Origin of the sequence: Nitrosospira sp. Nl5 (genome assembly GCF_900102495.1) — a bacterium.
Classification (GTDB): Bacteria; Pseudomonadota; Gammaproteobacteria; order Burkholderiales; family Nitrosomonadaceae; genus Nitrosospira.
In genome coordinates, this window is the sequence record NZ_FMVQ01000006.1 from 139,005 (window position 1) to 164,713 (window position 25,709).

Annotated in this window: 20 protein-coding genes and 1 tRNA gene; 10 read left to right on the top strand and 11 right to left on the bottom strand. The window is 53.1% G+C overall.

Features of this window, described 5'->3' with window-relative positions; all coding sequences use genetic code 11:
- Positions 1–152: 152 nt before the first annotated feature.
- The 4 genes from pbpG to BLP45_RS08015 all read right to left on the bottom strand — a co-directional run bounded on the left by pbpG (position 153) and on the right by BLP45_RS08015 (position 6,848).
- Entirely contained in the window at positions 153–983 is an 831-nt protein-coding gene (gene pbpG, locus BLP45_RS08000; protein WP_090371513.1) for a D-alanyl-D-alanine endopeptidase, read from the bottom strand.
- Positions 984–1,300: 317 nt separating this feature from the next.
- Positions 1,301–4,366 (bottom strand): EAL domain-containing protein, encoded by a 3,066-nt coding sequence (locus tag BLP45_RS08005; protein ID WP_090371515.1) that lies wholly within the window; start codon positions 4,364–4,366, stop codon positions 1,301–1,303.
- Between the two features lie 125 nt (positions 4,367–4,491).
- The gene (locus BLP45_RS08010) at positions 4,492–4,926 is read right to left on the bottom strand and encodes a response regulator (RefSeq protein WP_090371516.1); all 435 of its coding nucleotides are present in this window, start codon (positions 4,924–4,926) and stop codon (positions 4,492–4,494) included.
- Positions 4,923–6,848, bottom strand: coding sequence for a PAS domain-containing sensor histidine kinase (locus BLP45_RS08015; RefSeq protein ID WP_256327745.1), 1,926 nt, complete (start codon positions 6,846–6,848; stop codon positions 4,923–4,925). The genes BLP45_RS08010 and BLP45_RS08015 overlap by 4 nt, the downstream gene beginning before the upstream one ends.
- 522 nt (positions 6,849–7,370) lie before the next feature.
- On the opposite strand from BLP45_RS08015, the gene BLP45_RS08020 reads away from it, so the two are divergent.
- The 3 genes from BLP45_RS08020 to BLP45_RS08030 are packed head-to-tail and all read left to right on the top strand — an operon-like array spanning position 7,371 to position 9,230.
- Complete coding sequence (locus BLP45_RS08020; protein ID WP_090371520.1) at positions 7,371–8,009, top strand: MotA/TolQ/ExbB proton channel family protein; 639 nt, start codon at positions 7,371–7,373, stop codon at positions 8,007–8,009.
- Positions 8,006–8,407, top strand: coding sequence for an ExbD/TolR family protein (locus BLP45_RS08025; protein ID WP_090371522.1), 402 nt, complete (start codon positions 8,006–8,008; stop codon positions 8,405–8,407). Before BLP45_RS08020 ends, BLP45_RS08025 begins: the two co-directional genes overlap by 4 nt.
- Positions 8,408–8,417: 10 nt before the next feature.
- Positions 8,418–9,230 (top strand): hypothetical protein, encoded by an 813-nt coding sequence (locus BLP45_RS08030; protein WP_090371524.1) that lies wholly within the window; start codon positions 8,418–8,420, stop codon positions 9,228–9,230.
- Between the two features lie 36 nt (positions 9,231–9,266).
- Here BLP45_RS08030 and BLP45_RS08035 read toward each other — a convergent pair whose 3' ends face one another.
- From BLP45_RS08035 to BLP45_RS08050, 3 genes are all read right to left on the bottom strand, one after another.
- Entirely contained in the window at positions 9,267–11,126 is a 1,860-nt protein-coding gene (locus tag BLP45_RS08035) for a S9 family peptidase (protein ID WP_090371526.1), read from the bottom strand.
- Between the two features lie 1,155 nt (positions 11,127–12,281).
- On the bottom strand, positions 12,282–12,647 hold the full coding sequence (locus tag BLP45_RS14600; RefSeq protein ID WP_090371530.1) for a hypothetical protein: 366 nt from the start codon (positions 12,645–12,647) through the stop codon (positions 12,282–12,284).
- Between the two features lie 128 nt (positions 12,648–12,775).
- On the bottom strand, positions 12,776–13,348 hold the full coding sequence (locus BLP45_RS08050; RefSeq protein ID WP_090371532.1) for a CNP1-like family protein: 573 nt from the start codon (positions 13,346–13,348) through the stop codon (positions 12,776–12,778).
- Between the two features lie 258 nt (positions 13,349–13,606).
- Between BLP45_RS08050 and BLP45_RS08055 the strand changes: the two genes are divergently transcribed.
- Complete coding sequence (locus tag BLP45_RS08055; protein WP_090371533.1) at positions 13,607–14,290, top strand: zinc metallopeptidase; 684 nt, start codon at positions 13,607–13,609, stop codon at positions 14,288–14,290.
- A gap of 83 nt (positions 14,291–14,373) precedes the next feature.
- On the opposite strand, the gene BLP45_RS08060 is transcribed toward BLP45_RS08055, so the two are convergent.
- The 3 genes from BLP45_RS08060 to BLP45_RS08070 form a co-directional block, all read right to left on the bottom strand.
- Positions 14,374–15,585 (bottom strand): RtcB family protein, encoded by a 1,212-nt coding sequence (locus tag BLP45_RS08060; RefSeq protein WP_090371535.1) that lies wholly within the window; start codon positions 15,583–15,585, stop codon positions 14,374–14,376.
- 353 nt (positions 15,586–15,938) lie between these two features.
- Entirely contained in the window at positions 15,939–17,240 is a 1,302-nt protein-coding gene (locus tag BLP45_RS08065) for an amidohydrolase family protein (RefSeq protein WP_090371537.1), read from the bottom strand.
- A gap of 350 nt (positions 17,241–17,590) precedes the next feature.
- A tRNA-Ser gene (locus tag BLP45_RS08070) sits at positions 17,591–17,683 on the bottom strand.
- A 101-nt stretch (positions 17,684–17,784) separates the two neighbouring features.
- Between BLP45_RS08070 and mltF the strand changes: the two genes are divergently transcribed.
- Both mltF and BLP45_RS08080 read left to right on the top strand, forming a co-directional pair.
- The gene (gene mltF / locus BLP45_RS08075; protein WP_256327746.1) at positions 17,785–19,179 is read left to right on the top strand and encodes a membrane-bound lytic murein transglycosylase MltF; all 1,395 of its coding nucleotides are present in this window, start codon (positions 17,785–17,787) and stop codon (positions 19,177–19,179) included.
- A 340-nt stretch (positions 19,180–19,519) separates the two neighbouring features.
- Positions 19,520–20,158 carry a peroxiredoxin gene (locus BLP45_RS08080; protein ID WP_090371540.1) on the top strand — a complete coding sequence of 213 codons (639 nt, stop codon included), beginning with the start codon at positions 19,520–19,522 and terminating at the stop codon, positions 20,156–20,158.
- Positions 20,159–20,257: 99 nt separating this feature from the next.
- Here the strand turns inward: BLP45_RS08080 and cysG are convergent, their stop codons facing one another.
- On the bottom strand, positions 20,258–21,682 hold the full coding sequence (cysG, locus tag BLP45_RS08085) for a siroheme synthase CysG (protein WP_090371541.1): 1,425 nt from the start codon (positions 21,680–21,682) through the stop codon (positions 20,258–20,260).
- Between the two features lie 305 nt (positions 21,683–21,987).
- On the opposite strand from cysG, the gene BLP45_RS08090 reads away from it, so the two are divergent.
- The 4 genes from BLP45_RS08090 (at position 21,988) to BLP45_RS08105 (ending at position 25,589) form a co-directional block, all read left to right on the top strand.
- Positions 21,988–22,830, top strand: coding sequence for a 3',5'-nucleoside bisphosphate phosphatase (locus tag BLP45_RS08090; protein ID WP_090371543.1), 843 nt, complete (start codon positions 21,988–21,990; stop codon positions 22,828–22,830).
- A 244-nt stretch (positions 22,831–23,074) separates the two neighbouring features.
- A complete protein-coding gene (locus BLP45_RS08095) occupies positions 23,075–23,707 on the top strand; it encodes an L-threonylcarbamoyladenylate synthase (RefSeq protein ID WP_090371545.1) in 633 nt (210 codons plus the stop codon).
- On the top strand, positions 23,700–24,347 hold the full coding sequence (locus BLP45_RS08100) for a site-2 protease family protein (RefSeq protein ID WP_090371547.1): 648 nt from the start codon (positions 23,700–23,702) through the stop codon (positions 24,345–24,347). The genes BLP45_RS08095 and BLP45_RS08100 overlap by 8 nt, the downstream gene beginning before the upstream one ends.
- A gap of 39 nt (positions 24,348–24,386) precedes the next feature.
- Positions 24,387–25,589 carry a tryptophan--tRNA ligase gene (locus BLP45_RS08105; protein ID WP_090371549.1) on the top strand — a complete coding sequence of 401 codons (1,203 nt, stop codon included), beginning with the start codon at positions 24,387–24,389 and terminating at the stop codon, positions 25,587–25,589.
- The last annotated feature ends 120 nt before the right edge of the window (positions 25,590–25,709 follow it).

The following is a 25,709-nucleotide window of genomic DNA, read 5'->3' on the forward strand; positions in this document are numbered from 1 at the left end:
CCTGGAGAAAAAATTGAATCAGGACAACACCAAAAACAAAAATTATGGGTAATGTCCGATAAAGAATAAAAACAGGACGATTAAAAGCAAGGCCCAGCCGGGTCAGCTGGCAGCGGAATCGGGAGTGTTATATTGCCAGCCAATAAGCCGTTCTAGCCACGAACTTTGCGGGCGAACCCAATCTCCATCCATTTCTTAATGCGATTGGCATCGCCGATTCGTGAGTTCTTTCCCCAGGAATCAAGCAATACAATAATAACCGGTTTACCCGTTATTTTCGCTTGCATCACCAAGCAGCGGCCCGCCTCGCTGAGAAAGCCTGTTTTTGATATGCCAATATCCCAATTCCTGCTGCGCACCAGATGGTTGGAATTGCTGAATTGCAGGAGATGGTCTTCGTCTCCAAACGCCACCGCGTGGGTAGCGGTCGTCGAAAACTCACGAATGATATTGTAATCATATGCGGCATCCACCATTTTTGCCAGATCCCGCGCAGTGGAAACATTGGCGCTATTCAATCCGGTAGAGTCAACAAAGTAACTATTGCCCATGCCCAGTTCGAATGCCTTGTTGTTCATTGCTTCGACGAATGCTTTGATACCGCCGGGATAAGCACGGCCTAGCGCCGCCGCTGCACGGTTTTCGGAAGACATCAGCGCCAGCCGCAACAGCTCCCGCCGGGTAAGACTTGCTCCTACCCGCAAGCGCGAGCGGGTGTTCTTGATAACATCAATGTCGGCGGATTCCACGATGATTCTCTCACCCAACGGCAGTTGCGCATCGAGTACCACTATCGCTGTCATCAGCTTCGTGATGGAAGCGATCGGCATGATGGTATCCGCGTTCTTGTCGTATAAAATACGTCCATGCTGCGCGTCTAGAATCAGCGCGGCTTGCGATCTGAGATTTAACCCTCCCTGCTGAGCAGAAGCACTACCGATAAATGCGAACATGACGCAAGCCGCAAGAATCATTTTTTTCATTTATCTTTATCCATCAGGGAAGTTAGTCCGCTGCCTGCGGATCGGGAACGGGCGCCGGATAACTTAGCAAATATTGAGAGATAGGGGAAGGACTTTATGTGGATTATTAACAAAAAAATATAACAACGCTCTACTCCTTATCATTACGACCAGGATCACCTGAACTTGAACGAATCGATTCGCGTAACAATTACGCTAAAAATGCGGGCGAGGAGTCTGAAGCTGACAGCAGTCATTACATCCGCGGATCTACTGCTCGTCTAATGTTAAAGCGATACGCTTGCAATTGTCGCTAATCGTCGCCAATCGTCGTTCAGTCAACTCATCAGCAATCGATAGCCTTCGGTAAGCGCCTGTGAAGCGCCTTCAAGCGGCAATGGCCTTGAAAAATAATAGCCCTGCATTTCATCGCACTCGTGTTTTATCAGGAAATCCAGCTGTGCCCTGGTTTCGACGCCTTCCGCCACCACCTTCAATCCAAGGCTATGCGCAAGTTTGATCATGGCTACCGCGATGGTTGCGTCGTCCATATCTGTAGTAACGTCCCGGATAAATGCGCGATCAATCTTGAGTACGTCAAGCGGAAACCGCTTGAGATAGGCAAGACTCGAGTAGCCAGTGCCAAAATCGTCCATCGAGATTTGCACACCAAAAGCTTTCAGATTCTGCAACGCATTGGCAGCCGTCTCGGCCTCTTTCATCAATACCGATTCGGTTAATTCAAATTCCAGCAAATGGGGGTCGATGCCGGTGACTTTCAGAGTTTTTCCAATAACGGCATCAAGATCTTGCTGCTGAAACTGCCGCGCCGAGAGATTGACTGAAATAGGGTGCAACACCAGGCCCTGGCCCTGCCATTTTACTATCTGCTCGCAAACCGTCCGGACCACCCATTCCCCGACGGCCACAATCAACCCGGTATCCTCAAGGACAGAAATGAATTGAAGCGGCGGCACCAAGCCCCGTGCGGGATGCTGCCAGCGCAACAGCGCTTCAAAACCGGTAATTTGACCACTGACTAAACTCGCCTTCGGCTGATAGTGCAGTACGAATTCATGCCGAGCCAGGGCCCCGCGCAGTTGTGTCTCCATTTTCAGACGGGCTACCGCGCGCTCATTCATCTGCGGCAGGTAGAACTGGTAGATCGCGGGTCCCTGCTCTTTCGCTTGAAACATCGCGGTGTCAGCGTTCCTGAGCAGGCTGTCCGCATCCGTACCGTCCCCGGGATAGATGCTGATACCGAGGCTGGCGGAAATATAAACTTCCTGACCTTCCAGCTCGAATAGCAGCGAGAGCGCGGCAATCACTTTTTCCGCCACCAGCGTTGCGTCCTCGGCATGAGCGAGGTTGAAAAGAATAAACGCGAACTCGTCCCCGCCCAGACGCGCGACCGTATCCCCCGTGCGCACACACTGTTGCAACCGTTGCGCGACCTGGACCAGCAGCTTATCGCCAACACCGTGACCCATCGTATCGTTGACGATTTTGAAGCGGTCCAGATCAGCAAACACAACCCCTATTCGCCCTTTATTGCGTTGTGCATACTCCATGGCCTGCCTGAGACGGTCGAGAAACAGATTGCGGTTGGGCAATCCGGTGAGGGGGTCGAACTGGGCCAGATAGGTAAGGCGCTCCTCGGTATTTTTACGATCAATCGCGGTCGCGAGGATATTGGCGAGACTCTGCAGGAAACTGACACTGTCCGGCGTAAAGCGAAGCGCGTCGCGAGAATAGGCGCCCAATACGCCATAGGGACCACCGGCTCCGGAAATAAGCACGCCGACCCCGCTGCGTATGTCATGGACTCTGAGGATCTCAGAGGGCTTGAAGCGCGTTTCTGGACGAAAATCATCGATGATGACCGGTTCACCGTTCGCGAGAACAAACTGATTCTGCGTATTCTCACCGGTGGCGGAGATGTGACGGCCAATCCATCCATCCTGCCAACCCGAACCCGCCTTCAGTATAAAAGAACGACCGTCCGGGGTGAGCCGAAGAATCTTGCAGAAGGCTGCACGGAGGCCTTGCGCGGCAATCGCCGCCGCCTGATTCCACAACTCCTCAATATCAGCGCTGGCGAGCGCTTGTTGCCCGAATGCCGCGATGAGGCCCTGTTGCATCGCGTGTTGCTGAATTGCCAGTTCGGCCTGCTTCCGCTCGGTAATGTCAATGGCAGTGCCCACCACCTTCAGTTCATTTCCCCGTGTACCCCACGTCACAACTTTAGCACTATGGAGGTAACGTATGGTTTCGTGGGCGTGCAGAATCCGAAAATCCATCTGCCCCCGCTCGTTCTCCGCGCTAATCCTTTCCAGCTGCGCTTCCTGTTCAGGCAAATCATCCGGATGAATATAGGATTTCCAGACTTCATAATTGATTGCACGCTCACGTGAAACACCGTAGAGCTCATACATACGATCATCCCATATGATCTCGTCGGTAACTGTATTCCACTCCCAGATGCCTATCGCGGCCGCGTCGGTGGCAAGAGAAAGACGGGTCCTTTCCTCTGTTAAAACCCGCTCCCTGCGAGTCGACTCGGCCCTAAGCCAAACATTTTCTATGACCGTGGGTAATCGCTGAAGGTAGCCCGCGCCCTTTACAACATAATCGGCAGCTCCAAGCTTGAGCGACTGCCGCGCAATTTCTTCTCCCCCTTGCCCGATTACAAGAATGATGGGCAGGTCAAACCCCCGAACTTGGCAAAGCTCCTTGAGAACATCGGTGACAGAAGCTCCTGGCAAGCGATAATCGAGCAGGAGGACATCGGTAATGGCTTTTGGATCAGGCACCGCAAAGCGACGCAAGACTTGCTCGGCTGTCTGAAGTGACTCGATATGGAGGTGTGGAGCGATGGAAGCAAATTCCCGTTTAGCCAGATCGATATCGTAAGCGTTCGGCTCGACATACAGGATTCTGAGAGCGGCGGCCCGCCGAGAGGTCTCTGAACGGAATTTATCGAGCGCTGCACGCAGCACGAGAGCCAGTGTTTCGAGGCAGCCGCTACGTTTTATGACGTAATCATCCGCGCCCGCGCGAAGCAATGCCACCACGGTTTCTTCACTGCCCGAGCTGGTGAGGACCACAACAGGCAGCGGCAGGTGCTGACTGCGAACGTGAGCCAACAGGGTTGTACCACTTCCATCAGGAAGATTAAGGTCGGTCAGGATCAAATCGTAGCGCGGGGGAACATTCAGTTTAGCCGGCACGACAGTCGCCGTTTTCAACCCAATGCCATAAATCGCGTGGAATCGTTCGAGCCGTGCGAGCGCCTCGGTCAACGTCGCAACGACTTCCAGTTGAACATCGGGCGCACGCTTTCGCAGTTCGATTCGTACAAGATCCGCGTCCTGCGCATTATCCTCAAGATAGAGGACGTTCATTATCCGCAATCCGGCGGTTGGAGCGAACTCACGATAAAAATGAAATGCGTGGAGGGGGAAAAGTTATTACGGATCATGACGCCGATCGAGAAGAGCGAAATGGGCGGTGACTGCCGGAATCTGGATCACACATGCCTTGAAGGACCAGGGGTGTTGAGAACAGTCCAGTAAAGTTCGATTTGTCTGGCTACATCAATAAATTTATCAAAATCCACGGGCTTCACGATGTAGGAGTTTGCCCCCAGCGAATAGGCTTCATGAATATCATGGTCCTCGGCCGAGGAGGTAAGAATGACAACGGGAATAACGCCGAGATCGGGATGCGCCCGGATGATTCGCAGAACTTCAAGCCCGCTGATCTTGGGCAACTTCAAATCAAGCAAGACCAGGACAGGCATTGCCTCCCCCGTTTTCCACCCGGCAAAAAAATCAAGCGCTTCCTGTCCGTCCCGTAATACTTCGAGGGGATTGGCCAGATTATGCCGGATGAAAGCGCGGCGTGTAAGATCTACATCCATCGGATTATCTTCAATGAGCAGTATTGGCAGAATAGTATTCATGATTGAACGCTGGGAGTGATTGCTGGAAAATCGGACAAAGGCAGTTCCAGGTAAAAAACCGCGCCGGCACCCAACTGGCTTTCTGCCCAGACACGCCCTCCTATCCGTTCCATGGCTTTGTGTACCATTGCAAGTCCGATACCGGTGCCTGGATACTGTTCGGCACGCTGGAGACGCTGGAATATTTCAAAAATTTTGTCATAAAAGCGCATATCAAACCCGATGCCGTTGTCGCGTACCGAAAGAATGCAATGGCTGCCTGTAGCCTGCGCACGAATTTCTATCGCCGGTTCAGCCGCATATTGGGAAAACTTGAGGGCGTTATCAATCAGATTGCGCAATGCGATTGCCAGGCCGTCCGGGTCGACACTGACGTAAAAATCACCGACTTCGACTGTAAAACGCGCTTTTTTCCAATCGCGGTGACACTGGTCCACCAAACTGGATACAAAGCTGGAAAGCTTTATTGCCGCTGTCGATACCGCTCGCCGTTCGAGCTTTGAATAAGCGAGCAGGTCTTCAATTAAATCCGTCATTTGTTGTGTTGCCGCCCGCACATTTTTCAGAAAGTTCCGCCCCTCCTCATCCAGCTGTTCATAATAATCCTCTAATAAAAGGCGGCTATAACCGTCGATTCCACGAAGTGGCGCCCTGAGATCATGCGAGACGGAATAACAAAAACTTTCGAGCTCCTTGCTCTTTGCCAGGAGCTGTGCGGTACGCTCACCAACTTTGAATTCAAGATCTGTATTTGCATCCTGTAGTCCCTCCTCGTAATTTTTACGCTCAGTGATGTCTTTCATGGTCAGAAACGCTAATTCTTTGCCATCGCCATAATGAGAGACGATCCCGGAATAACTAAAAATACGTTCCCAGTCTCTATCTATGCGTTTAACCCGTAGTTCCAGGTCATCCAGATGCTCACCCTTGAGAATACGCGTCAAGGGCCATTGTTCCGGAGGTAGCGGAACCCTCTCGAGAGTCGATATCTCATAGGCTTTCATCAGGTTATGACTGCCGATCTGCGCTTCTTCGGCGCTACTGATATCATGCATCTTGAGCGCCGCCGAATTCCAGTGCAACAATTGGCCTTTAAGATCGGCGATAACAATGCCTTCGCTCATATTCTCCATCACGACCTGAAGCTGTTTCTCCGTTTCACGCCTGGCCTTCTCCCCCAACCGCTGTTCATTCACATCCGTGTTCGTACCAAGCCACTGCGTCACGGAGCCGTCTGTATTCCTTAGCGGTTCTGCACGGGTCAGGAATATTCGCCATTGTCCATCCGCTCCGCGTAATGGAAACTCCATGTCGAACGCTTGCTTGGCTGCGATAGCTTCGGCCCATCTCTCCATGACTATAGGCAGCGTGTCCGGGTCATGCACCCTCTGCCAGCCGAATCCTTCCATTTCTTCAGGCGTTGCACCTGTATAGTGATACCAGCGCTGGTTGTACCAGAACCTCGACCCATCGGCCTCAGCTATCCAAGCCAGCTGCGGGATGGAGTTGACCATGGTTCGAAAACGCTCATTACTCTCCCGCAGCGCCAATTCGGCGTGACGGCGTCTCGTGATATCGAGCATAATTGCCAGAAATACCGCGCGTCCCGGTTGTGCTAATCGCTGCAGGTGAACTTCAACCGGATAAAGTGTGCCGTCAGCACGCAGGTGCATCGTTTCAAAAACAAGCACCTTTTCCTCACCATGCAGAAGCGGACTGGCCATGGCCCGGAACGACGTTTCATCAAATTCCGGTTTGATGTCCAACGGCGTCATCATCCGCAGTTTATCCATGTCATAGCCGAGATTGCGCTGTGCTCCGCTATTCACATACTCAAAACGCAGAGTCTGGGCATCAAAAAGATAAATCTCATTCAAACTCTGCTCTAGAATGCTGGCTGTTGTGGCCTGCGCCTGTTCCATTTGCAGGGGCTCGGCGGGATCTTGAGTAATCTCGGAACCGCTCGTAATCCTTCCTGCGGGATTTTGGATTGAAGATATCATTACGAAAACTGGAAGCTGCTAACCGGCCTCTTTCCTAAAAAATAACGATGCATATCGCTACCATCATCCACGTGTTAAATTAATTTAATTGGTACAGTTAGTTTGTCGTTTTTATTACGCCGCTCACTCGCATCGCGCAAATACGCTCTGCGCTCCGCCGCTTGGTGGGCGTTCTTCCCACCTGGCTGCTATCACACATTAAATCGCTCATGGCTCTTCTCAAGCGGCAGGTACTCGCATACGCTGCGAGCCTGGCTGGCAGCCACACATAAAGAGCCATGAGACCTTAAAATGAGAGTCCTGAATAGCTGTAAGATTTTACAGCTTGGCACAGCTGAAATTATGACTTGAATAGTCGAGACGAGACGAGACGTTCCAGAGGGAACGACAGAATTTTTCTAACCAACAAGGGGACGAATATCACCCCGTTCGGAGATAAACATGCAAGAACTACAAGCAACCTGGACCGCATTAAAACTCGGCGGGCTAATCATTGTGCCTTTGTCTTTGCTGGCGATAGTCGCCTTGGCCATTATGCTTGAGAAAGCATTTGTCTACTGGCGGTATGCGCGGCTATCGCATGATTTGCTGAACCTCGTCGAGACTTATGGTTTTGCATGGGCCGATCTGGAAAAAATACTATCGGGGCTGGATGAACGCCATTATTACAAGCGGTTCTTCGAAGTGGTGATCGGTAACCGGCACCACCCGTCCTGGTGGACTGAGTCTCGCGCGGCGGATGAGGCCCAGCTGATCGAAACCTCTCTTGCCCGGCGGCTATGGATGCTGGAAACCATCGTTACCGCTGCGCCATTGCTCGGGCTCGTGGGAACAGTTGTCGGAATGATGCGGGCATTCCAGATAATCGGCGGCGAGGGAATCGTCAATCCCACGGCAGTGACGGGAGGCGTCGCCGAAGCGCTCATTGCGACCGTGGTCGGGTTGGTCATCGCATTGATTGCCTTATTTGGATTCAATTACTTCTCTCGCTTGCAATCCCAGACAATGGATGAGATGGAGCGCCTGGGAACGCGCCTGATCGACCACATCCGCCTGGACCAGGAGGACGATAGATCATGAAGCTGCGTAAAACCAGAGCGGTTCGCAAAGGTCGGATCGAAATTATTCCGATGATCGACGTAATGTTTTTCCTGCTTGCGACATTCATGCTGTCTTCGTTGTCGTTGCAAAACCTGGACTCCTTGCAGGTAAACCTGCCTCAAGGGGCAGCCGAAAAACTCAGCACTAAAGCTCCCGTAACGCTGACCCTGACAAACGATAGCCAAATCTTTATTAACCGCATCCCCGTTACATTGGAGACGCTGGCCGACACGCTCAAGCCGTTACTCAAGGATTCAGAACAGAAACTGATCGTATCGGCGGATAACGACGCTCCGCAGGGCATTGTCGTGCAGGCGATGTTGCGCGCGCGCACAGCCGGTGCCCAGCACTTTCTGATCGCGGTAAAACATAAATAACGCTGTCGGCATGCAGTATTACAAGGCGAAGGAGGTTCAAGTCTGGTGGCCATTGCCGCTGGCGGCCCTCCTCTGGCTGATTATTATCTGGGGGTTCGGATTCTTCCTCACCTCTCCCGAAGTGAAACCCGTCACCTCGCCTCCAATCGAGGCAAGCTTTGTAGAATTACCTGAAGAAAAGGCGGAGCAAAAATCGATACCGATTCCCCCGGCGCCGAAGGCACCACCTCAGCCTAGGCCTCAGCCCCGCCTGGGTGCCGAAAAAGCAAAACCAGTGAAGCCTCAGCCTGAAAAAGAGGCCCCAAAGAAAGCATCCCGGGAGGACCGCACACCAGCCCCCAAACCGGAACCCCCGAAAGATCTGACGGACTATATGAAGGAGGCCAAGGAGCGCCGCACGGCGGGAGGAATTTTTGAAGATGAGCCGACGGCACCAAAAAATGTCGAACCCGAGCTTTCGGAGGAAGAGCGCAGAATGGCGAATGTCAAACGCAACCTTCGAGAGCCCGGTACGAGTGGCATATTTCAAATCACCAGAATGGGACCGCGTTCCGCCGAATTTCTGTTTCGCGCCTGGAGAACGGATGTCAGCAATCCGCGGCGCGAAGTCGTTGAAGTCCACGCCGGTCCGGATGGCGATATACATCGCGCTGTTGCCCGGAAAATGATCGAGCTGATTCGCCAGTATCAAAAGGGGGATTTTAATTGGGAATCGTACCGTCTCGGCGCCGTGGTCGTCCTGTCCGCACGCGAAGAAGACAGCAAGGGGCTGGAAGATTTCCTGATACGAGAGTTTTTTGATCCAAGGTATGGACTTCGATAGCGGCCTTCGCATCGCAGCGCCGGCGCCTAATGCGCCCTAACAGGCAGCGTTCCGCTGTTCGCCGGCCGCCTTGTCTTTTTCTTTGCCGCCTTTGAGATATTTATCCAGAAATTCCAGTATCCGTCGATTGGCCTCGATCTGATTCTTTTTCTTCGTGAAGCTGTGGCCCTCATCGGAGAAGACGACATATTCCACAGGGACATTATGCCTCCTGACGGCTTCCACAATCTCGTCACTCTCAGCCTTGGTAACGCGAGGATCGTTGGCGCCTTGAATCACCAGTAAAGGCTTCCGTATTTCATTGGCGTGAAAGAGCGGCGAGGTGGCGACAAGGATGTCTATATCCTTCACCGGGTCGCCGATTTCATGGTAAATCGCCTTGCGGACCGACTCCCAATAGGGGGGGATGCTCTCCAGGGTTCGGAGCCAGTTGCTGACGCCAAAGATGTCCACGCCCACCTTGAAGGCCTCAGGGCGGAAAGCCAAAGCCGCCAGTGTCATGTAACCCCCGTAACTGGCCCCCATGATGCCGATTCGTTCATGGTCGATGTAATCAAGACTGGCGAGATAGGTCTTGGCCTCCACGCAGTCCCACAACGGCTCACGCCCGTGTTTGCGATTAGCGGCGGCAAAGAATGTCTTGCCGTACCCCGAACTGCCACGGTTATTTATCCCGAGAACGGCATAACCGTGATTGACCAGATACTGGATCTGAGCGTTATAGCCCCGCATGGTCTGACCGCCCGGCCCACCATGAACATACACAAGAGCCGGGACCTTATTGATTGCAGAGGCCTCATGCGGTTTGTAATAGATGGAAGGTATCACCATTCCGTCGAACGACCTGAACCGGACGACTTCCGCATCCACCAAGTCTGACGGGTCAATTTCCGGGCTCAGGCTTTGGGTAAGCTGCCTGACCTGCCCAGTGTTGAAATCGTGAACGAACAGGTTATCGGGAGAACAGTCGCCGTTCACATAGAATGCCATGCGTGCGCCGCTCTCCGAAAAGGTTACTCCTCGAATTTCGCCCTCAGGCAGAGCGGGGAGCGTCACGGGCTTTTCCCCCGCGCCGCTGTCCTTCACAACACGGATCACGATGCTGCCATCCTGGTTAACGCCCGTTATCCGGAATCGTCCGTTCCTGGAGAAATAGGTGTAGACGATGTCCCAGTCGGCACTTTCCTGATCCTCGATGGCACCTGTAATCAAGTCGTAAGTACGCAGGCGCTTGAATTCGCTTCCCTCGTTGGTAAGAAAAAATAGCCTTTGAGACGCCGGATCGAAAGTTTCCGCATGAAAACTGATAACACCCTCGTGGCGAGTCAGATGCTTGAACTCCTGTTTGGGAATGTCTAACAGATAGATATCGCTGTCGGAGGCGGTGTTCGATTTGTTGAGCGCGATCCACCGCTCGTCGCGACTGATGGCGCCCAAATCGAATCCTTTCTCATTCCTGAATAGCAAAGTCCGGGTATACGTTTGGGAGTCGTAGCGGTACAGATCAAAGAATTTGGAATCGCGCTCGTTGCTGGAAACAAAAAAAGCGCTTCCGTCCGGGCGCCATCCTGCGAACTGGGCCTTCAGCCCGTCTCCAGGGGTCAAATCTTTTTCTGTGCCATCCATTTCACGCAGAAAGAGATGATTGTTTTCATCTCCACCCCTATCCCGCGTAAACAGGACTCGATCATCGTGGGGAAAGAAACTGACGGAAAAATTGCTCTCCAATGTGGACCGGGTCAGGGACTGTGGCGTGCCTCCGTCTACCGGTAGCGTGTAAGCGTTGAAAATACCGGACGCGTTGCTGCTGAAAAGGATTCGCTTCTCATCAGCGCTAAACGACGCGCCCAATAGGGAAGTCGTCGCCATGAATTGCTCTATGGTATAGCGTTTCATTCGGGGAATGATCGGTTGGCGGCTGTACCGGCCGTCTTGGGCAAGTGCAATATGGTCAACGGGAAATACTTCATCAAAAGATCTTTGGATGTCATAGCGTCAATGCTGGGCTACCAACGGATAAAGCTGCCAGCGACGCCATTATTCTTCTATTCCCGCAACTACTGCGCTACTGGGGCATCCACCTGATCGGGTGTAAACCCGGTAAAACTTTTATCGTTGCCTCCGCTACGAAGAGCCTGTTCCGCTGCGGGCGAGGCAAGCAAAACCGAACCGTACGGGGTGGCAGGATCACTGTTAAACACCACCCAGGAATCTAAAGATGAGTATTTGTTTTTATAGCCCGCGTATTTAAAAATCCGATCGACGCGTCCTCCTCTTTCGTACCGTATCTTCCACGACGTTCTCTTACTGGGGCTGTGGTAATCCAGGCAATAGCCGCTCGATGATTCTGTCCTGATCCCACCTTGATCACAACGGACAGAAGGCTCCCCTGCGCTTTTAATGTCTCCAGGCACATATGTGAAGACTTGAGAGTTGTTCCGAAGTAAACGATTTGCTTCAGCATCGGAGTGCTTCGGTCCCGGCTTACTCCACCGATCCGTTTTACCACGTTTTATCCAGCTGGTGTCCTCGGGCGGCGTATAAGAAAATGCTATTTTCGTGTTGCCGATAGTGAATGTCATTACCGTCAAGATTATTATTGCCAAATTTCTCATTTTGATTTTTTGCTAAAAAGAACCGCTATAAGGATACCGCATTCGCTTTTTTTAAAGAACTATTGGTCTACTTTTCGGTAAATTGCCTGCATTGTCCGCTCTCTTGTCAAGAACGGATAGGGAAAATGGGATTTCCGTTTATTTTGGTATTTATCCCGGCATACCCTCTGCCCCATCGCGGCAGATTTTCCTGAGATAAACAGGTAGAGATGAAACGAAGGAGTTTGGGTTCTCGGTAAAAGAAGTAAGGGCTAAACAAGAAAAAGCCAGGCTACCACTGCTAGGCCCGGCTGTTTCCTCAGGTGGGCAATCCTGTAGCAAGGGAGATCTTCCGCTTTACCTCGAATGCCGGGGAACATTCACCCCGGCGAAACAGAGCAGGAGCGCCGTTCAGCCTGCTCTCTTGCGCCCAGCTGGGCCCGTCCTTGAAGCAGGGTCAATATCCTCCGCCGCCGGTTTGGCCGGATGATCCGGATCCCGTGGATCCGGCCCCCGTGGAACCTGTCCCTGTGGATCCCGATCCTGTTCCCTGGCCTGCCGATCCACCGGTCGTACCGCCGGTCTGTCCGGAAGTAGAGCTGCCGGGTTGACGATAGGTGCCTGGCTCTGGAGCGGGACCTGACTTTTGCCCTCCCCCGGAACCTGCCTTTTTATCGACGGGACCCCCATGCCCCGACATATCCCCGTGCTGCCCGGTCTGGTCTCCCGCGCCTGCCGCATTTGCCGCCCCGGCAGCGCTGAATGTGATAACGCTGGCCAGCATCAGAGATCGAGCCATATTTTTCAGCGTAAAATTTTCCATGATAGCTTCTCCTGTTTATCCGGCGAAATTGCCGTGAAGAGAGAATGCTACCCCCCCGGCCGGAACGTTCCGTACGTTGACGCACAAAGCGGATATCAGGCCAGGTTCGAATTAGGGTGTAGCGCTGGCTACTGAAGCACGCGTGGATGGCTACCTCTCTTCAATGCTTGAATTGCCTCTTCCTCATTTCTTACAATAATGTTTGCCGGGCAGAAGAAATATCTGGCAAGCGCCCGTTGCGCGTAATGCTGGGATATATTTTCGAGTTCCTCCCATTTCGATACCCGCGGCCGTAACCACGTCCCGTCATCGCGGCCAATGGCGTAGAGCCTTTTTTCGGTGACCTGGAATTTAAGTATTAATATTTCCGCTCTCACACTCTCCCTCGCTCCATCGGTCGCACACCGCATGCCCTCGTAGCTTACGTTCATCGCTCCGGTGGGCGATTTGATTACCAAGGTGTAGCGAACTGTGCCATCTCCCACCGCGATGGACGGAGCATCGATGTAATGAAGATTGTCGCTGGCGGGGCCGGCGTCAAATGAGAGCAGAGTCTCCGCTTTGGGGAAAGCAGGCAAGTGTATCTGCAGTTCGGCCCAGGATTTGCCGCTATCAAACTCCCTGTCGAATCCCTTCAACGTCTTCTGGGAGGCGCAAGCTGCGAGCGACAGGAAACATAAGGACAATAGAATTTTTCTCATGAGGAAGAATCGCGGGATCAGTTAACCTATGAACCATATGCGCAAGCGCAGCACTGGAGCAGATTCGGAGCAATTTGTTTTGATGTATTTGCGCCACCTCTTGACGCCAGCACCCCACCGTTTACCTCGATTTAAATCAAGAATTATTTTGAACATTATCGATCAAATGTTACATAAAGGGGTGAGCGACCTGAGCTGTCGATAGGTCGTCACGTAGACTGTCCGATTAAAGTTGTTCCTTAACATATATCCCCCGTCATGCTCTATCTGATATTGATTGGTTTTATCGTTCTCCTGGTTGTCGGACCTTCCTACTGGGTCAAACATACCATGGAAAAATATAGCGAACCCGCCGATCGCTATGCATTCACAGGAGCACAGCTCGCTCGCGACCTGCTGAATCAGGCCAGCTTGCAAGATGTACGTGTGGAGGAGACCGAATCGGGCGACCATTATGACCCAGTGGAAAAAATAGTCCGTCTCTCACCGGACAAATTTAACGGCCGCTCACTGACCGCCATAGCCGTTGCAGCACATGAAGTCGGCCATGCGATCCAGGATCGAGATGGTTACCCGCCCCTTGCCTTGCGTACCCAGCTGGTGCAATGGGCTGCGCCTGCCGAGAAACTGGGCGCCGGTATCCTGATGTTGGCGCCTGTGATGATGACAGCACTACGTTCTCCTGCAACAGGATTGCTATTTCTTGCCGGGGGCATTCTGACACTGGGAAGCGCGGCGCTCGTACACACGCTAACCTTGCCAATGGAGTTGAATGCCAGTTTTGCCCGCGCCTTGCCAATTTTGGAGCGGGGCCGTTATCTGATCGATGGGGACATGCCACATGCCCGGCGCTTACTCACTGCCGCAGCATGGACTTATGTTGCGGCTTCCTTGATGACACTACTCAACATCGCGCGCTGGTTGGCGATTCTGCGCCGATGATTGAAGTTAAAATATGCAAAATGTAAGCGTTGGAATGAGTGATCAATCGAGGCATTCAGGTTACCGATGTTTTCTCATTCCTTTCAGCTTCCTTTAACGCACAACACCGCCTTCAAGGTATGAACCACTTCAACCAGGTCCACCTGATTTGCCATGACCTCATCAATGTCCTTGTACGAGGATGGAATTTCGTCCAGCACCATCTTGTCCTTGCGACATTCAACCCCTTTTGTCTGCTGAACCAAATCGGCCACGGTAAAGGTTTTTCGCGCTTGCGTACGGGACATTTTACGGCCGGCGCCGTGTGAGCAGGAACAGTAGGATTCCAGCTCGCCCTTGCCGCGCACAATATAGCTGCGTTGCCCCATGGAGCCGGGAATGATGCCCAGATCGCCTACCTGCGCTCGTATGGCCCCCTTGCGTGTTACCCAGAGATTGCGGCCGAAATGGCTCTCCTTCTCGACATAGTTGTGGTGACAGTTGATGGCCTCCTGCGTAAGATTAAATTCCCTCGGAATATGCCGCCGCAATGCCGCAATCGCCGAGTCCATCATGACTCGGCGATTCTCCAGGGCGTAATCCTGCGCCCAGTTGACGGCTTCCACATAGTCGTCGAAGTCATCATCGCCTTCAGTCAAGTAGGCAAGATCGCCGTCCGGCAGGTGAATGGAAAATTGCTCCATCCTGCGTTTTGCCTTCTCGATGAAGTAGCTTCCGATCATATTGCCGATACCCCGGGAGCCCGAGTGGAGCATTACCCAGACGTCCTGATTTTCATCCAGGCACATTTCGATGAAGTGATTGCCCGAGCCCAAGGTTCCAAGTTGTGCTTGCGCCTTTTTGATGAGGCTGATTTCGTCCGCCTTGCGGCTTTGTGCAAAGCCGCCGAACCACCGCTTGAAGCTGGGTCCTTTGTGAAGCGCCGAGGTGAGGCTGTCCATTGCTGCCGGCCTGTCGCGACTTCCACCTGCACCCAGGGGCACATCACGCTCGATTTGCCGCCGGATGGCGAGCAATGAATCAGGCAGGTCGGAGGCTTTCAGGGAAAGGCGGACAGCGTTCATGCCGCATCCTATGTCCACGCCGACCGCAGCAGGAATGATTGCTTTATCGGTTGCGATGACTGTACCCACGGTACTGCCTCTGCCAAGATGGCAGTCGGGCATTAATGCGACGCCATTGCGATCTATGAAAGGCAGCCGCGCAAGATTTTTGGCCTGCGCAAGCGCGTCGTCCTCTATGTCGGTCCAGGCCTTGATGGGCCTCGATCCTTCTTCCACGTATATGTTCTTCATAGGGAGTGCTGAAGTGAATGCGGCAGTGATAGAGAGAACACACCTGAATAATTATGCGCTCTTGACACTTTCACCATTTGCATCACGATTTATCATCAAAGTCAGCGGCAAATGTGGATGCCGGTCCTAGGAAACCAAGACAGTCAGACGCCCTTTTTAGGCTGGAGTTTCTCGTTAGTAGCTATCTTTATCTAAAATTTTTCCTGATTCCATCCATAATCCAGATTATAGGGACCAGCAGGTAATCCGTAGATAAATGAACTGGACGAAACCTGGAACGAAAAGGCTTCTTTGTTGCCCTGCTTTTTACGGATACGAAGCCGCTCCCATGACGAAGCCGTGTCGTAAGTTCTTCAGGGCCTAGTGGCGCGCGGCCAACGTTCGGGAAGCAGGAAGGCCTCAGGGCGGAACGATTCACCCGTATCCGGGTGACGCACAGTGCGCTTGACGACAAAATCGAAGAGCAACGGATTCTTGCGGTAGATCTCGTTGAGCCATTGCCGCTCATCGGCTGTGATAAATCCATCCCGTTGCAGCGCACGGGTCTGAATCACGATGTTGAGACCGACGAGCGGATAATCGCTGCCGTTGATGAGCCGATGGTGAAGATCGGGCCGCGCAAGCAGACGCCGCAGGGGCGCATCGAGATGGTTAAAGTACGTGATCGCGGAAATTTCCGCATAGAGGTTTTCTTCATACGCCGGCTCATCCATCATCCGCAGCAACAGGTCGATGCCGGACATGCGACTTGGACCTGATAGTGAATCAGATGCATGAGTTGGAGCATCGAGATCACGAAACGAACCATTGCTTGCGGCATGCAGCGCCACCACTGTTACACCGCGCTCAAGCGGCCGGCGCAGGCGTAGCGGGTTGCTTAGTTCCTGATCCACCGTCTCCACCGCGTGCTCGTAGCCTGTGTGGCTAAGCAGGATCATGTCATGCTCGCGCATTGCACGATAGAACGCATCATGCGCGGAATCAGCCGGATCAATCTTCATTGTGCTGGGCAGCCACTTGACGTAACGCACGCCACGCTTGGCCCAGCGGTGAAGCTGCTCGATCGCATCCGATCGGGCGGGATGAATCGAGACGACCGGAATGAAATTGGCGGCTGACTTCTGCGCAACTTCCCAGACCAAATCATTGGAGACGTAGATCGGCGTGTGATCCGGCTGAGGGTTACCCTCCGCATCATGTGTCCAGTCGAGCGCGTAGAGTAGGAACGACGTTCCATCGGGAAAGTGCGCCGCCAGCCGTTCAAGCCGTTCGATGTAGCGCTGTTCAACATTCTCCGCCCATACGACACCCGCCCCGCTCAGGAAGATGTCGGTGCGAAGCCGGCGAATGGGACTCGACCACGATCTCCAGCTGGGATGAACCTCCCGGGAAATATGATGCACATGCGCATCGGCAAGACGCGACCGATCCAGATTAGCGAACGCCATATCGACCAACGCGGCAGCTTCGGGACTTAATTCTGCCTTAAGATCTTCAGGAACGGCATCAAAGCCCCCGCCGAGCCGGTACGTCAGCAGGTGACAGCCGCCCATGGTGGCAAGCAAGGTGATAAGTAGCATACCCGTGGTTGCGCGCCGTAATCGATCGCAAATTACATCAAATCCATAGAGTTCATGCACAATGGTTTTGTCCATGGCTGTGTTCCGCTCATGCTGCGTTCTCGCATTCTTGATTGCAGGAGCGGTTTTGCGACGTAGTAATAACAGTGTGTATCAAAGCCCACTGATCATTAATACCAAGTGCGTAAGATTAGAAGCGAGAGCAATAACGCAGCCAATAGGAAACGCGACAGACTTGTAAGTATTTAGCCAACCTGAGCAACGATCCTTACAATCCCAGGCAGGACCGGCAATCCATAAGGCTGCTATAACAATAAGTATTCCCAGGACAGTACCAATAACCCAGATGACGCCACTACGGTCTCGGTGCAGTCAGGGATTGGCTAAGATGATGATTCTTTATTGAATCGCTTTGAATGCTAGATTGGCGGAGAGGGTGGGATTCGAACCCACGTGCCAGGTTACCCTGACCATCTGATTTCGAGTCAGCGCCGTTATGGCCACTTCGGTACCTCTCCTTGCAAGGTGAACATTTTACCAGTTTATACCGCGTTTATCTTGCCCTCGTTCACGGCAAAAACATGTCAGAATGTTTCCGTGTTTCGCTTGTCTCTTTTCCATGTCCATCTTTTCCCGCCTGCTTGTTATCCCTATCGTTTGCGGCCTCTTGCTTAGTGCGTGCGATTCGTTTGAGAGGCCAGATGTGCCATTCAGCAAAACCGACGAGCTGGTGGTCATTACGGTGAATAGTCCTGACACCTATTATGAGAATTCCGAAGGCCGCCATGCCGGGTTGGAGTTTGATCTCGCTTCCGAGTTCGCGCGTGACTTGGGCCTGGAAGTAAGGTTCAAGGTCGTCCCAAACATGGATCAGGCCTTATTTAGTCTGGAAAAGCATCAGGGGCACCTTGCGGCTGGTTTGAGCATCAGCGCAAAGCATGCATTACGTGCCCGTTTTGGCCACGTCTACCAGCGCATGCAACCTCAAGTGGTCTACAACACGCTTTATCGTAGACCCAGAAACATCCGCGACCTTGTGGGGAGAAGCATCGAGATTGCAAGCGAAACAACGCATGCCGAGCAACTCAACAAAGTCAAGCAACGGATTCCCGCGCTGGAATGGACTGAGGTGGATATCACCGAGGAAGATCTGCTGGCAAAACTGGCGGAGGGCAAAATCGACTATGTGATAGCCGACTCCACCCAGATCGACATGGCAAAGAATTTCTACCCTAATCTGGGCATAGCCTTTGATTTGGGCGAACCGACCGGCAAGGCATGGGCGTTTTCGCCGTATGTGGAGCGAGAGCTATTGGAGAAAACGCATCAATTCTTTAACCGGATCGAACAAGACGGCACACTGACACGGCTGCTCGACCGCTATTACGGTCATACGCAGCGGCTGGAGCAGGCAGACGTGAGCGGAATCTTGAACAAAAGGCGCACGGTTCTGCCTGATTTGCGTGATCATTTTTATCGGGCTGAAGAATTGACGGGAATCGACTGGCGGTTGATCGCTGCGTTGGCCTACCAGGAATCCCATTGGAACCATCTGGCAACTTCACCCGCCAATGTACGAGGCATTATGATGCTAACGGAAACCACCGCCGACCGCATGAGAGTGACCGACCGTTTGAATACCCAGCAAAGCATACTCGCCGGAGCGCGGTACCTGCAGATGCTGAAGGACAGATTACCATCACGCATCCTGGAACCGGACCGCACCTGGATTGCGCTGGCGGCATATAACCAGGGCCCTGGTCATATAGAAGATGCGCGCGTGCTGGCGCAACGGCTCAAATTGAGCCCGGATACATGGTTGGACTTGAAGAAAACATTGCCGCTATTGAGCCTCAGCAAACATTTCCGCAGCCTGAAACATGGTTATGCGCGCGGCGGCGAAGCGGTTATCCTGACTGAATCCGTCCGGACTTATTACAAAATCCTGCTGAAATATGAACCTCCTTATTCATGGGGTTTTCCAGTCCCCGATGAAATTGCTTCACTTTCCTGAAGGCAGCCAAAACTCCAGTCCCGCCACAAACATATAGAACTTAGGGACGTCAATAAGCGAAGCGCATTGCGCCGCAGGGGTTCCTCAATCCCATAGTCATGGGTATCGTCGCGATTTTGATGCTCATGTGGACTGATTCATTTCGATTCGATCAATGCTGGATTGGTTAAACGTGCGGTGCAATGCGCTTTGCTTATTGCACCCTACAATTGTCTGCAATTGTCATCTTCCCCTCCGTCCCAATAGTCATCGCGAATAATAATTGTTGAGTCATTGAAACAGTCAGGTTATATTGGACCAGCAATTTCTAACCATTTTTTCCAACCTTAGGGAGAGGGCTATGACTTTACGTTTAGGTGATATCGCACCTGATTTTGAGCAAGATTCCTCGATCGGCAAGATTAAATTTCACGAATGGGCAGGCGATTCCTGGGTAGTGCTATTTTCGCATCCCGCCGACTTTACGCCTGTCTGCACTACCGAGCTTGGGTTGACCGCGAAACTCAAGTCCGAATTTGCCAAGCGCAACGTTAAAGCGATCGGGCTATCGGTGGACCCAGCGGAGAAACATGCGGGATGGATCAAAGACATTGAGGAAACGCAAAATACCGTTGTCGGCTTCCCGATTATCGCGGATGTGGATAAAAAGGTCGCGGTTCTGTACGACATGATTCACCCGAATCAGTCGGAAACCATGACCGTCCGTTCGCTGTTTATTATTGACCCGAAAAAGAAGGTGCGCCTCATCATCACTTACCCCATGAGCACCGGCCGTAACTTTGATGAGATCCTGCGCGTTCTTGATGCACTGCAACTGACCGATAATTATTCGGTGGCCACTCCGGGCAATTGGCACGATGGTGACGACGTGATTATTCCCCTTACGATTCAGGATGAAGCAGTCATCAAGCAGAAATTCCCGAAAGGTTATAAGGCGCCGCGCCCCTATTTGCGCATCACGCCCCAGCCGAATAAATAACAGCCCGTCGCGCGGCTTTGGAAGCGCCCGATTCCGGGCGCTTTTTTTTATTCCGAGAAACATCGGTATCGCAAAATCAACATAAAGCGCTTTGTAATCTCACGTTGGTTCGCCGGCGCGCAAATCACTCCCAGGCTCGAACCAGGCTAGCTTCTGATGCAATTTAACGACTTCGCCGACGATAATGAGAGTTGGCGGAGTGAGATTGGCCGATATGGTCAGTTCCGGCAGTGTTTCCAGCGTAGCGGTGAGTACCCGCTGGTTATGGGTGCTGGCCTGCTGCACGATGGCCGCCGGCGTCGTGCCCGGCAGGCCATGCGCAATCAATTGCCCGCACAGCACGGGCAATCCGAGCAATCCCATATAGATCACGATGGTCTGTTTTGGCCGTGCCAGCATGGACCAATCCAGATCCACACTGCCGTCCTTGAGGTGGCCGGTGACGAAGATGCAGGACTGCGCATAATCGCGATGCGTGAGTGGAATACCGGCATAGGACGCCGCCCCAGATGCCGCCGTGATGCCCGGCACCACCTGAAAAGGAATGCCTTGGTCAGACAGGGTTTCAATTTCTTCGCCACCGCGGCCAAAGATAAAGGGATCGCCGCCTTTCAGCCGCAGCACGCGTTTGCCTTCTTTCGCCAGCCGCACCAATAATTCGTTAATTGATTCCTGCGGCATGACGTGATGGCTGCGTTCTTTACCGGCATAGATGCGAGTTGCATCACGCCGCACCATGTCGAGTATCGCAGGCGACACCAGGCGGTCATACACGACCACGTCCGCCTGCTGCATCAGGCGCATCGCGCGAAAGGTCAGCAAATCTGGATCTCCCGGTCCGGCGCCCACCAGGTAAACTTCTCCTTGCGGCATATCGTCGGCTTCGCTTTGCAGCGAGCGCTCAAGATAATCCTGCGCTGCCCGCTCCCTACCGGCAAAGATCATTTCGGCAAACGGCCCCTGCAAAGCGCTTTCCCAGAATATGCGCCGCTTCTCCGGACGTGAAAAATGCAGTTTTACCCGCTCGCGGTAATGTGCGGCGCAAGCTGCGAGACGCCCATACGCTGCCGGTATCATTGTTTCCAGACGCGCCCGCAACAGCCTCGCCAATACCGGCGATGCGCCTCCGCTCGAAACCGCGACCAGAACAGGGGAGCGGTCTATGATGGAAGGCATGATGAAAGAACAAAGATCCGGATTATCCACGACATTGACAGGAATATGCAGTTGCCCGGCGGCTTCGGAAACCTGCCGGTTGATGACTGGGTCCCCGGTGGCGGCAATAACCAGAACAGCATTATTCAGATGATCGGGACGAAAGGCTTCGGCGCGATGCATGATCATTCCCTGGGAAAGCTGCTCAGGCAGCCGCTCACTCAGTTCCGCACAGAGTTCCGGGGCGATCACCGTGATGTGAGCACCTGCGCGCAATAGCAATGCGATCTTGCGCGCAGCCACCTCCCCGCCGCCGACCACCAGGCAATTGCGGTTTTTTATGTTGACGAAGATTGGCAGAAAATCCATTTGCTCATCTCAATGTAACCCTGAATTCGCGCTATTCACCGCTCAACCGCTCGTTTCCGGTTTAGCGTCACTTGACCTTCATCCTTTATCCAGGATAACGGCAAATTGTCTATTCCCTGCTACTTTACCCGAAAATAGTTAGCCATTCGTCACTGAGATGCAAAGTGGGCAAGCGAATGCCTTGTTGCGGATTTGCCTGCCATTGGCATCGAAATAAAGGCTTTTCTCATTCTTCCGCCAGCTGATTTTTCATTACCCCCCTAATTTGCTATGATGCGTCTCTTGCTTAACGCGAATAGCTCCTGATGCCCAACATTGACCTCCATTGTCATTCGACAATTTCAGACGGCTTACTGACGCCTACCCAATTGGTGGAACATGCCGCTACGCGGGCCGTGGACATGCTGGCGTTAACCGATCACGACGATGTGGCGGGATTGGAGGAAGCGCGCCTAGCCGCTGCGGATAAGAGCATTACCTTTATCAATGGCGTGGAAATTTCCGCCGACTGGCGCGGCCAGACCCTGCATATTGTCGGCCTCGGCATAGATCCCGATCATCCCCAGTTGGTACAGGGTTTGAAGTCCATTCGCGATGGCCGAACAGCCCGGGCTCACAATATCGCTACGCAACTTGATAAATTTGGTATTCATGGCAGTTTCGAAGGAGCTTACGCTAATAGTGGAGACGGACGCCTGATCGGCCGTACCCACTTCGCCCGTTTTCTGGTTCAGCAAGGGTATGCCAAGGATGTGCGATCCGTATTCAAGAAATACCTCGTCAAGGGGAAACCCGGATACGTGCCGCATCAGTGGGCTTCGTTGAACGAGGCGGTCGACTGGATCTGCAGCAGCGGCGGCAGGGCGGTGATCGCTCATCCGGCACGCTACAAACTGGGTAAGAGTGCGCTGGACGAGTTGCTATTGGAATTTCGTGCCTTGGGTGGCGAGGCTATCGAGGTCATCACGGCCAGCCATACGCCTGAACAATCTTTGCTGTTTGCGCGCCATAGCCAGCGAATGGGCTTGCTGGCCTCACGCGGCTCGGATTTTCACGGGCCCGGCGAGAGTTATTTCGACCTGGGCCGGATGCCGGATTTACCCGCTGGGTGTACACCGGTATGGCATGATTGGACTAGCGTGATGTAGTGGAGTGAATTCCCTGCCTCTGAAGTTCGATATAAAGGCACGGTTAAAAATTATAATTTGCGGGCTTCCGCTGCGCGGGATACTAATTCCGTTTTAATCCGTTTAATGGCTATATTTCGCTGCTTGCAATAAACAATGATACCTGCATCAACACCTTGCGTTCGTTGCGCCCTGTTAGCAAACGGGTTGCCTGGAATCTGGATTTCTGGAAATGCTCTAAAACTAAAATTAGAAACTGTTTCGCGTGGCCCAATTCTTTTCCATTCATCCCGATAACCCGCAGTTCCGCCTGATCAGGCAGGCGGCGGCTATTGTACGCGCCGGCGGCGTTGTCGCTTATCCGACCGATTCCTGCTATGCGCTGGGCGGTCAATTGGGCGACAAGAACGTCATGACGCGCATTCGTGCGATACGGCAGGTGGATGAGCACCATCACTTTACGCTGATGTGCCGCGATCTGGCCGAAATATCGCATTACGCCAAAATCGATAATAGCCAATACCGGTTACTCAAGGCGAGTACACCCGGCAGCTATACTTTTATATTTCAGGCCACACGGGAAGTACCGCGCCGCTTGCAGCATCCGAAGCGCAATACCATCGGCCTGAGGATTCCCAGTCACGTTGTGGTACAGGCACTGCTGACGGAGTTGAATGAACCGCTGTTGAGCTCCACCTTGATTCTGCCAGGCGACGAGTTTCCACTCAATGATACGGGGGAGATTCGTAACCGACTCGAACACCAGGTTGAACTGGTTCTGGACGGCGGGGCCTGTGGTCTGGAGATGAGTACTGTGATCGACCTGACCGGTGGCACGCCGATGTTGATACGACAAGGCAAGGGAAGTCTCGCGCCTTTCGGAATCTCGAATGGATAGTATTATCCAGAACGTTGCTATTTACGCGTTACCGGTGATTTTCGCCATTACCCTGCACGAAGCCGCCCATGGTTATGTGGCCAAGCATTTCGGCGATCTCACCGCTTACGCGCAGGGACGTGTCAGCCTGAATCCAGTTCGCCATATTGATCTGGTGGGCACTATCCTGTTACCGTTATTGACGCTATTGCTGGGCGGGATCCTGTTCGGCTGGGCGAAGCCGGTTCCGGTCAACTTCTCGGCGCTGCGCCATCCGAAGCAGGATATGCTGTGGGTCGCGTTGGCTGGGCCAGGGGCAAATCTGTTCATGGCGTTGCTCTGGGCGTCTGTAATCAAGCTCGGTCTTACCTTTCCGGAGAGCGGGTTTGCCAGGCCCATGGTATTAATGGGTGAAGCGGGTATCAAGATCAACGTGATACTGATGGTATTGAATCTACTGCCTCTACCACCGCTGGACGGCGGGCGCGTTGCGGCCAGTCTGCTGCCTCATCGAATGGCAAATAATCTAGCGAAAATTGAGCCTTATGGCTTTATGATCCTGCTGATGCTGCTGATCACCGGCGTGCTTGGCGCCATCATCGGGCCTTTTATCGGGATTACGATAGAAATGGTAGTATGGTTTTTCGGGTTGGGTAATTGAATACGCATTGGGGCAAGGAGTTAACCAAGGACAAGCAATATGTTCACTGATCGAGTTTTATCGGGGATGCGCCCTACCGGCGGCCTGCACCTGGGGCATTATCACGGCGTGCTGAAAAATTGGGTGGAGCTGCAGCACCAGTTCGAATGTCTGTTTTTCGTTGCCGACTGGCATGCTCTCACGACGCATTACGATACCCCGGAGGTGATCGAACAGCATGTCTGGGATATGGTGATAGACTGGCTGGCTGCGGGGGTGGATCCGGCACAGGCAACGTTGTTCATTCAATCGCGGGTGCCGGCGCATGCAGAGTTGCACGTGCTGCTTTCCATGATTACCCCGCTTGGTTGGCTGGAACGGGTCCCGTCCTACAAGGATCAGCAGGAAAAATTGACCGAGAAAGAGCTGAGTACCTACGGCTTTCTCGGTTATCCCTTGCTGCAGAGCGCGGACATTCTGATTTACCGCGCTAATCGTGTGCCGGTAGGCGAAGATCAGGCGCCGCATATCGAATTTACCCGCGAGATCACGCGCCGCTTCAATCATATTTTCGGCAAGGAAGCCGGGTTCCGGGAAAAAGCCGAAGCGGCGATAAAAAAGCTCGGCTCAAAAAAATCCAGAGTCTACCGTGAACTGCGAAATCGTTACCAGGAACACGGCGACGATGAGGCGCTGGCGGCGGCAAGGTCATTGCTCGACGGGCAACAGAACTTGAGCATGGGTGACCAGGAACGGCTATTTGGGTACCTTGAAGGCGGCGGCAAAATGATTCTTTCCGAGCCTGAAGTGATGCTTACCCCCGCATCGAGAATGCCCGGGCTGGATGGCCAGAAAATGTCCAAATCCTATAACAACACCATCAACCTGCGGGAGGATGAAGCCAGCGTCATAAAGAAAATCCGGACGATGCCGACCGATCCGGCGCGTGTCCGGCGCAGTGACCCGGGCGACCCCGCTAAATGCCCGTTGTGGCAATTCCACCTGGTTTATTCGAACGCGGAAACCAGGGAATGGGTGCAGGAGGGCTGTACTACCGCGGGCATCGGCTGCCTGGAATGCAAGCAGCCGGTTATCGAGGCTATATTGGCCGAGCAGAAACCCATGCACGAGCGCGCACGGCTGTATGAAGAAGATCCTACGCTGGTGCGCAATATCATCGCCGACGGATGCGAGAGGGCTGACGAACTGGCGCAGGAAACCCTGCGTGACGTCCGAGAGGCGATGGGACTGGATTATTCTTAGGATTTCTAAAAGTTATCGTTCAGTCATGCTTCCTTGTCATTCGCCAGCCGGTCCGGTCCGTCTTGCCCTTAGTCCATTTTTCGCTCCGCTGCAGAGGTAAAGCCATATTGCCATCACTGC

Bases quoted from the DNA above. Each gene is read 5' to 3' on its own strand.
- cysG (WP_090371541.1), bottom strand. From the start codon at position 21,682: ATGGATTTTCTGCCAATCTTCGTCAACATAAAAAACCGCAATTGCCTG.
- pbpG (WP_090371513.1), bottom strand. From the start codon at position 983: ATGAAAAAAATGATTCTTGCGGCTTGCGTCATGTTCGCATTTATCGGT.
- BLP45_RS08010 (WP_090371516.1), bottom strand. From the start codon at position 4,926: ATGAATACTATTCTGCCAATACTGCTCATTGAAGATAATCCGATGGAT.
- BLP45_RS08055 (WP_090371533.1), top strand. From the start codon at position 13,607: ATGCTCTATCTGATATTGATTGGTTTTATCGTTCTCCTGGTTGTCGGA.
- BLP45_RS08015 (WP_256327745.1), bottom strand. From the start codon at position 6,848: ATGGAACAGGCGCAGGCCACAACAGCCAGCATTCTAGAGCAGAGTTTG.
- BLP45_RS08080 (WP_090371540.1), top strand. From the start codon at position 19,520: ATGACTTTACGTTTAGGTGATATCGCACCTGATTTTGAGCAAGATTCC.
- BLP45_RS14600 (WP_090371530.1), bottom strand. From the start codon at position 12,647: ATGGAAAATTTTACGCTGAAAAATATGGCTCGATCTCTGATGCTGGCC.
- BLP45_RS08020 (WP_090371520.1), top strand. From the start codon at position 7,371: ATGCAAGAACTACAAGCAACCTGGACCGCATTAAAACTCGGCGGGCTA.
- BLP45_RS08100 (WP_090371547.1), top strand. From the start codon at position 23,700: ATGGATAGTATTATCCAGAACGTTGCTATTTACGCGTTACCGGTGATT.
- BLP45_RS08065 (WP_090371537.1), bottom strand. From the start codon at position 17,240: ATGGACAAAACCATTGTGCATGAACTCTATGGATTTGATGTAATTTGC.
- BLP45_RS08025 (WP_090371522.1), top strand. From the start codon at position 8,006: ATGAAGCTGCGTAAAACCAGAGCGGTTCGCAAAGGTCGGATCGAAATT.
- BLP45_RS08105 (WP_090371549.1), top strand. From the start codon at position 24,387: ATGTTCACTGATCGAGTTTTATCGGGGATGCGCCCTACCGGCGGCCTG.
- BLP45_RS08060 (WP_090371535.1), bottom strand. From the start codon at position 15,585: ATGAAGAACATATACGTGGAAGAAGGATCGAGGCCCATCAAGGCCTGG.
- BLP45_RS08030 (WP_090371524.1), top strand. From the start codon at position 8,418: ATGCAGTATTACAAGGCGAAGGAGGTTCAAGTCTGGTGGCCATTGCCG.
- BLP45_RS08050 (WP_090371532.1), bottom strand. From the start codon at position 13,348: ATGAGAAAAATTCTATTGTCCTTATGTTTCCTGTCGCTCGCAGCTTGC.
- mltF (WP_256327746.1), top strand. From the start codon at position 17,785: ATGTCCATCTTTTCCCGCCTGCTTGTTATCCCTATCGTTTGCGGCCTC.
- BLP45_RS08035 (WP_090371526.1), bottom strand. From the start codon at position 11,126: ATGAAACGCTATACCATAGAGCAATTCATGGCGACGACTTCCCTATTG.
- BLP45_RS08005 (WP_090371515.1), bottom strand. From the start codon at position 4,366: ATGAACGTCCTCTATCTTGAGGATAATGCGCAGGACGCGGATCTTGTA.
- BLP45_RS08090 (WP_090371543.1), top strand. From the start codon at position 21,988: ATGCCCAACATTGACCTCCATTGTCATTCGACAATTTCAGACGGCTTA.